6 protein-coding genes and 3 pseudogenes are annotated in these 5,915 nt (G+C 60.6%); 5 read left to right on the plus strand and 4 right to left on the minus strand.

Annotated elements, in window-relative coordinates:
* A pseudogene (locus L9Z73_RS23780) lies at nt 1-133 on the minus strand (alpha/beta fold hydrolase); the annotation flags it as partial.
* Here L9Z73_RS23780 and L9Z73_RS23785 point away from each other — a divergent pair.
* Nucleotides 121-345: pseudogene (locus L9Z73_RS23785) on the plus strand (exonuclease domain-containing protein); the annotation flags it as partial. The pseudogenes L9Z73_RS23780 and L9Z73_RS23785 overlap by 13 nt on opposite strands.
* Before the next feature lie 63 nt (nt 346-408).
* Complete coding sequence (locus L9Z73_RS23790; protein WP_247406277.1) at nt 409-693, plus strand: pyrimidine/purine nucleoside phosphorylase; 285 nt, start codon at nt 409-411, stop codon at nt 691-693.
* Nucleotides 694-757: 64 nt separating this feature from the next.
* Here the strand turns inward: L9Z73_RS23790 and L9Z73_RS23795 are convergent, their stop codons facing one another.
* Complete coding sequence (locus L9Z73_RS23795) at nt 758-1,564, minus strand: MOSC domain-containing protein (RefSeq protein ID WP_247406280.1); 807 nt, start codon at nt 1,562-1,564, stop codon at nt 758-760.
* A 40-nt stretch (nt 1,565-1,604) separates the two neighbouring features.
* Nucleotides 1,605-2,540, minus strand: coding sequence for a chemotaxis protein CheV (locus tag L9Z73_RS23800; protein ID WP_198717120.1), 936 nt, complete (start codon nt 2,538-2,540; stop codon nt 1,605-1,607).
* Nucleotides 2,541-3,093: 553 nt separating this feature from the next.
* On the opposite strand from L9Z73_RS23800, the gene L9Z73_RS23805 reads away from it, so the two are divergent.
* The 3 genes from L9Z73_RS23805 to L9Z73_RS23815 all read left to right on the plus strand — a co-directional run bounded on the left by L9Z73_RS23805 (nt 3,094) and on the right by L9Z73_RS23815 (nt 5,370).
* Nucleotides 3,094-3,540, plus strand: a complete 447-nt coding sequence (locus L9Z73_RS23805; protein WP_247406283.1) for a hypothetical protein — start codon at nt 3,094-3,096, stop codon at nt 3,538-3,540.
* A gap of 280 nt (nt 3,541-3,820) precedes the next feature.
* The gene (locus tag L9Z73_RS23810) at nt 3,821-4,714 is read left to right on the plus strand and encodes a sensor histidine kinase (RefSeq protein ID WP_247406286.1); all 894 of its coding nucleotides are present in this window, start codon (nt 3,821-3,823) and stop codon (nt 4,712-4,714) included.
* Nucleotides 4,711-5,370, plus strand: a complete 660-nt coding sequence (locus tag L9Z73_RS23815) for a response regulator transcription factor (protein ID WP_247406288.1) — start codon at nt 4,711-4,713, stop codon at nt 5,368-5,370. The genes L9Z73_RS23810 and L9Z73_RS23815 overlap by 4 nt, the downstream gene beginning before the upstream one ends.
* On the opposite strand, the pseudogene L9Z73_RS23820 reads toward L9Z73_RS23815, so the two are convergent.
* A pseudogene (locus tag L9Z73_RS23820) lies at nt 5,329-5,915 on the minus strand (lipid kinase YegS); the annotation flags it as partial. The gene L9Z73_RS23815 and the pseudogene L9Z73_RS23820 sit on opposite strands and share 42 nt — an antisense overlap.

Genomic DNA, 5,915 nt, shown 5'->3' on the forward strand with positions numbered 1-5,915 from the left:
TGCGGATGCCGTCGGCGCTCACCTGCAGTTCGCGCTCATACCATTGGTCGACGCTGCGATAAGGCACGCCGAGGGCCTTCCAGTCTTCCAGGCCGATCGGGTTGACCAGCGCCAGTTGCTCGGTTTGAACTGGAGTGGCAGCGCCATGGCCTGAGCAGCGCGCTGGCCCAAACACCCCATGTCAACCTTAAGCAACGCTTCGCCAAGGCCCGGCGCCTGGACAAGCCACCGGGGCTCAATGGCGCCCTGCAATTGGCGGGAATGCAGTTCCAAGGCCAGCAACATCGGGCGCTGGAGGATGCGCGCAACACCGCACGCCTGTTGCCGCTGATTTTGCCGGTCTAGGCAGCTCCCCTGCCCTTGGGCATACTGGCTGACCTTTCCAGACCCTTTTCCGAGGATTCGCCCATGTTTAAAGTCAACGAGTACTTCGACGGCACCGTCAAGTCGATCGCTTTCGGCACCGCAGAAGGTCCGGCGACCATCGGCGTCATGGCCCCGGGCGAATACGAATTCGGCACCGCCCAGCGTGAAATCATGCACGTAGTGTCCGGCGCCCTGAGCGTCAAACTGCCCGACAGCAACACCTGGGAAACCTTCGCCACCGGCAGCCAGTTCCACGTTCCGGCCAACAGCAAGTTCCAGTTGAAGGTCGCCGTGGACACCGCTTACCTGTGCGAATACCGCGGCTAAGCGGTTCCCCCGCGCGAAAAAAATGCCCGGCTCCTGCGAGACGGGCATTTTTTTGGCAGGCGAATTACTCGAGCACAGTCACCGGCATGCCCACTTCGAGGCGGCCCACGCCATCGTTGACCAGGTTCTGGCCGAACATCGCGCCGTCTTCGGTCTTGCGATAGGCCTCCAGCGTCACGAAGGGTTCGCGGTCGGCACTGCGCTCGCCGGTGTGCGGGTCGATGGTGGTGAGAATGCAGCGTGAGCACGGTTTGACCACGCGAAACTCGACATTGCCGATACGCAGGCGTTTCCAGCCGTCTTCGGCGAATGCGTCTGCGCCGTCAATCACCAGGTTGGGGCGAAAGCGCAGCATGTCCATAGGCCGGCCGACGTGCCGGGACAGGTCGTCCAGGGAGGCCTGGCCGATCAACAGCAACGGGTAGCCGTCGGCAAACGCGACCTGATCATCGTCCCTGCCATAACCAGCTTGTGTGGTGCGGGCGCGCTCCAGCGGGACGTGTACCAGCCGCGTCGGCTTGCCGATAAAGTCGCTGACCCAGGCGCCGGCTTCATCGCCCGCATCCGGCACGCGCAAGGTGTCGCGCCAGATGGTCACACCGCGCAACTCGGCCGCGCTGCCGGGCAGCGCCACGTCCAGCACCGCGTAGCCAGGCGAACTGAGGGTCAGGCCACCGCTGCGGTTCCACAGCGCCGACAACTGGCTCATCTTCGCCACGGCCCGCTGCGTCAAAAAGCGCCCGCTGGCCTCGTCCACCAGCATCCAGCGTCGATCACCGTCCAGGCCGAGTTTATCCAGGCCGATCTGCTGCAAGATTTCAGCCTTGCCGGATTTCAAGGGGTAACGGTACAGCGCGCTGAGACGAAGCATGGGCCTGCATTCCTGAGGGGGCAAAACCGTCACCCTAAGGTCAAGCCGATACGACGTCCAGCATCAGTCGCTCGCGCACCACATCTACCAGCTTGTCCGGCTGGAATTTGGACAGGAAATTGTCGCACCCGACCTTCTTCACCATCGACTCGTTAAAGCTGCCCGACAGCGAGGTGTGCAGCACCACGTACAGCCCACGCAGGCGCGCGTCGCTGCGGATTTCGGTGGTCAGGCGGTAGCCGTCCATCTCGGGCATTTCGGCGTCGGTGAAGATCATCAGCAATTTGTCGGTCATCACCTGGCCGGTGTCGGCCCAGGCCTTGAGCATGTTCAGCGCCTTGAGGCCGTCGCTGGCGATGTGCATTTTCACCCCCAACTGGCCGAGGGTGTCGCGCAATTGCGACAGCGCGACATTGGAGTCGTCCACCAGCAGCACTTCACGGCCACGGGCGCGTTCCAGTATCGGGTCATCGAGTTTTTCGCGGGAGACCTTGGCGTTGTACGGCACAATCTCGGCCAGGACTTTTTCCACGTCGATGATTTCCACCAACTGGTCATCGACCTTGCTGATGGCGGTGAGGTAGTGCTGGCGCCCGGCGCTGGTCGGCGGCGGCAGGATGGCTTCCCAGTTCATGTTGACGATGCGGTCGACGCCGCCCACCAGGAACGCCTGCACCGAGCGGTTGTACTCGGTGACGATGATGGTGCTGTTGGGCCCCGGCACCAACGGGCGCATGCCGATGGCCTGGGACAGGTCGATCACCGGCAGGGTCTGGCCGCGCAGGTTGACCACGCCGCAGACAAACGGGTGGCGCTGGGGCATCAGGGTCAGCTTGGGCAGTTGCAAGACTTCCTGCACCTTGAACACGTTGATCGCGAACAACTGCCGCCCAGCCAGGCGAAACATTAGGATCTCCAGGCGATTCTCACCCACCAGTTGCGTGCGTTGATCTACCGTGTCGAGAATGCCGGCCATTGAAAACTCCTGATGTGCGCGCAGGTCGCGCTGAGGGATTATGCAGTTCACTATGCAGTTATCGGCGGCAACTGCAAGATCTTGACCCCGGTAAAATGCCACTCAAATCCATTGATGTCATACTGACATCATGCTTTACTGCACAGGCCGCTTCACTTGGCAGGACCGCAACATTGCGCGACATTCAAATCGACGCGAGGTTCCGCCGTGTAAGGGATTCCCCTACGCACAATCAGGTCCAACCTGATATTCGCGATATCTAATAGCCATTAATGTGACGCCATTCTCATTGCATGAATGGAGTCAGGCTTTTGTTTGCCATCGTAAGCCCACGGCCCAAGGGTCTTCCAGACACTCACGTGTCGGCAATCGAAGTTGTGCAATCGATCCGGATGACGAGGACCGTTCGCGCCTCGCACGATCATTCAAATAAACGTCCTACTAAAATCTCAGAAGCGACCTACAGATTTCAGTCATCTTTCAGCGGTAGTTTTACGCCATTCACGCGGTGCGACATCTCATCACCCGACCTTATGTTGTGGAGACTTGCCTGATGAATAGCGCGAACGAGTGGCAAACTGCACTTCCCGAGTTCCTGCTGGAGGCCGAAAAGCTGCTGAGCAAGTCGGAAGAGTGCCTGAGCCATCTGCATTTGATTCGTAATGACAGCGATGCCATCGACTGCATGAAGTTCAGCCTCACGTCGCTCGCCGAAAAAGCCGATGACTTGGCCCTGCGGGCGATCAGCGAGTTCTCGCGACATATCCAGTACCTGATTGCCAACGCAGAGAACCCTTTGCAACTGCACGATCAGGCCCTCGATGCCTTGAACAACTGCCTGACATTACTGGCGTGGCAACTGGAGCTGATCGACACTCGCACCGGTGAACTGCGTTTGGATGAAAGCGAACAAACCTCACTGATTGCGACGGTCACTCTCCAGATCCCGCAAAAGGACTTCGCCAATAAGCCGCAACAGCGTCTGCACCATACCTCATAAAAGACTGCGGGTTTAACCGCTAAGGTGTCGCTTTCAGCCAGGATCTTGCCCAAGAACGACAAGAATAACTAACGCACCCTCCAATAAGTGCAGGCAACCAAGTTGCCTGCGCTATAAAGACAATCGATACAAAACAACCGCCGATAGACAACTTTTCTAAGTAGGCATGCGCCCCACACTGTACGAATGACGCCTGGCGACCAACGGTAAGCAAAGTGGTACCATGCCGCCCTCGAAGTGACCCAACTTCATGATGCATAAAACGTGAAAAGCATCCGCTATGTACGCCAGCCTCAAGTCACTCCTCGCCAAATCCGCCTCCCGCAGCAATGCCCGTCGACTGGTTCTCGTGTTGTGCCTGTGCTCGCTGTTGCTGGGGCTGTGGGCCTACGCTCGCTCCGCACCCTTGCCGTTGACGGTGCTGCTACTCAACCTGGCCACCCTGGTGGTGTTGGGCCTGCGGCATTGGAACTCACGTAAATCGATCAAGTTTCAGCCCCAGGAACTGGCCGACCGCCTGTTGCAGGTCCAGGAAAACGAGCGGCACCGCCTCAGCCGTGAGCTGCACGACGATATCGGCCAATTGCTCACCGCCGCCAAGCTGCAAAGCGAATGGCTCAAGCGCCGCCTGCCGGAAGACCTGCAGGGCCAATGCACGGTGCTGTGCAACACCCTGAACGAGACGCTGGCCAAGGTGCGCGACGTGTCCGCCATTCTCAACCCACGCCAGTTGGCCAGCCTGGGCCTGGAAGCCAGCCTGCGCGCGCACCTGCTCAAGACCCTGGAAAACACGCCGATTCACTGGAGCCTGGAATGCCAGCAACGGCTGACCGGCATTCCCGAAGAAATGGCCGTGGCCGCCTTTCGCATCACCCAGGAAGCGGTAACCAACATGCTGCGCCATGCCCAGGCGCAAAACCTGCTGGTACGCCTGCAACGCCTGCCCCAGGGCCTGTCGCTGTTTATCAGTGATGACGGCCTGGGCTTTTCGCCCGCCATCAACCCAGGCCTGGAAGGCCAACGGGGCATGGCCGGCATGTCCGAGCGAATTGATCAACTGGGGGGCTCGTTGTCCGTCAGCAGCCAGCCAGGCAAAGGCACGCGGATCGACGCGCTTTTCCCCTGGGCGCCGCGCGCCCTCGAACGGGCCAGTTCCCGGAAGGTTCTCGAGTGACCCGCACTTTACTCCTGGTGGATGACCACGCACTGATCAGGGCCGGCGTACGCGCACTGGTCCAGGATATTCCCGGCTACACCGTGATTGGCGAAGCCAGCGATGGCGCACAGGTGCTGGAAACATTCAGCGCCCTATTGCCGGATATCGTGCTGCTGGACCTGTCGATGAAACACACCGGTGGCCTGGATGCGTTGCGTCAACTCAAGACGGCCTATCCCAAGAGCAAGGTGCTGATCCTGTCGATGCACACCGACCCAGAGCTGATCATGCGTGCGCTGGAGTCCGGCGCCCACGGCTACCTGCTCAAGGACACCACCGCCAACGAGCTGGAGCAAGCATTGCTGGCGCTGAGCAACGACGAGCGCTACCTGAGCCCGGCGATTGCACACACCGTGATCAAACAGGCGCTGGTACGCAACCAGGCCCCAGCCTCCCCGGTCGCCCACAACCATAATCTCACCGCTCGCCAACTGGAAATCCTGCGCCTGATCGTGCGCGGCAAATCCACCCGGGAAATCGCCCACGGCCTGGGGCTGAGCATCAAGACCGTAGAAGCCCACCGCTCGCAAATCATGAAGCGCCTGCAGATTTTTGATGTGGCGGGCCTGGTGTTATTTGCCGTGCGCGAGCAGATCATCAGCCTGGACGACTAGCGGCGAGCCCGGCGGCAAGTGCACGCGCAGGGCCTTGGGCACGATCTCGAAGTGCAGGTCATCGCCCTCCAGCGGTTCGCCATCCAGGTTGATGTACAAGCCTTGCGCGACCTTGATCTTGACCCACGGCAGGCGCGCGCGGACAAACATGGTGTCCAGGCCCCAGCCATTGTTCATCAGTTCACGCAAGGTGCCGACCACTTCCTGGGGCGCCGGCAAAATGCTGATATCCAGCAACCCATCGTCCACCAGCGCGCCGGGGCACAGCACATGCCCACCGCCCGCCTGGCGGCCGTTGCCGATACCCAGCGCGAGCAGTTCGCCTTTCCAATGGAAACCCGGGCCTTCCAGCTCGCCATAGGCCGCCGTCAGCTCGCTGAAGCGCGACAAACCGGTGAACAAATAGGCCGCGCCGCCCAGCACTTTCTTCAGCTCTTCGGAGGTGTTGGCGGTGACCTGGCTGCCAAAGCCACCGGTGGCCATGTTGAGGAAGACTTGCCCACCGACGCGGCCGAGGTCGATCGCCCTGGCCGGCACGTCCAGCA

Origin of the sequence: Pseudomonas emilianonis, from assembly GCF_023072625.1 — a bacterium.
In the GTDB taxonomy this organism is placed as follows: Bacteria; Pseudomonadota; Gammaproteobacteria; order Pseudomonadales; family Pseudomonadaceae; genus Aquipseudomonas; species Aquipseudomonas paraveronii.

Excerpts from the sequence above, each read along its gene's own strand:
- L9Z73_RS23805 (WP_247406283.1), top strand. The coding sequence starts at position 3,094 with ATGAATAGCGCGAACGAGTGGCAAACTGCACTTCCCGAGTTCCTGCTG.
- L9Z73_RS23810 (WP_247406286.1), top strand. The coding sequence starts at position 3,821 with ATGTACGCCAGCCTCAAGTCACTCCTCGCCAAATCCGCCTCCCGCAGC.
- L9Z73_RS23795 (WP_247406280.1), bottom strand. The coding sequence starts at position 1,564 with ATGCTTCGTCTCAGCGCGCTGTACCGTTACCCCTTGAAATCCGGCAAG.
- L9Z73_RS23790 (WP_247406277.1), top strand. The coding sequence starts at position 409 with ATGTTTAAAGTCAACGAGTACTTCGACGGCACCGTCAAGTCGATCGCT.
- L9Z73_RS23800 (WP_198717120.1), bottom strand. The coding sequence starts at position 2,540 with ATGGCCGGCATTCTCGACACGGTAGATCAACGCACGCAACTGGTGGGT.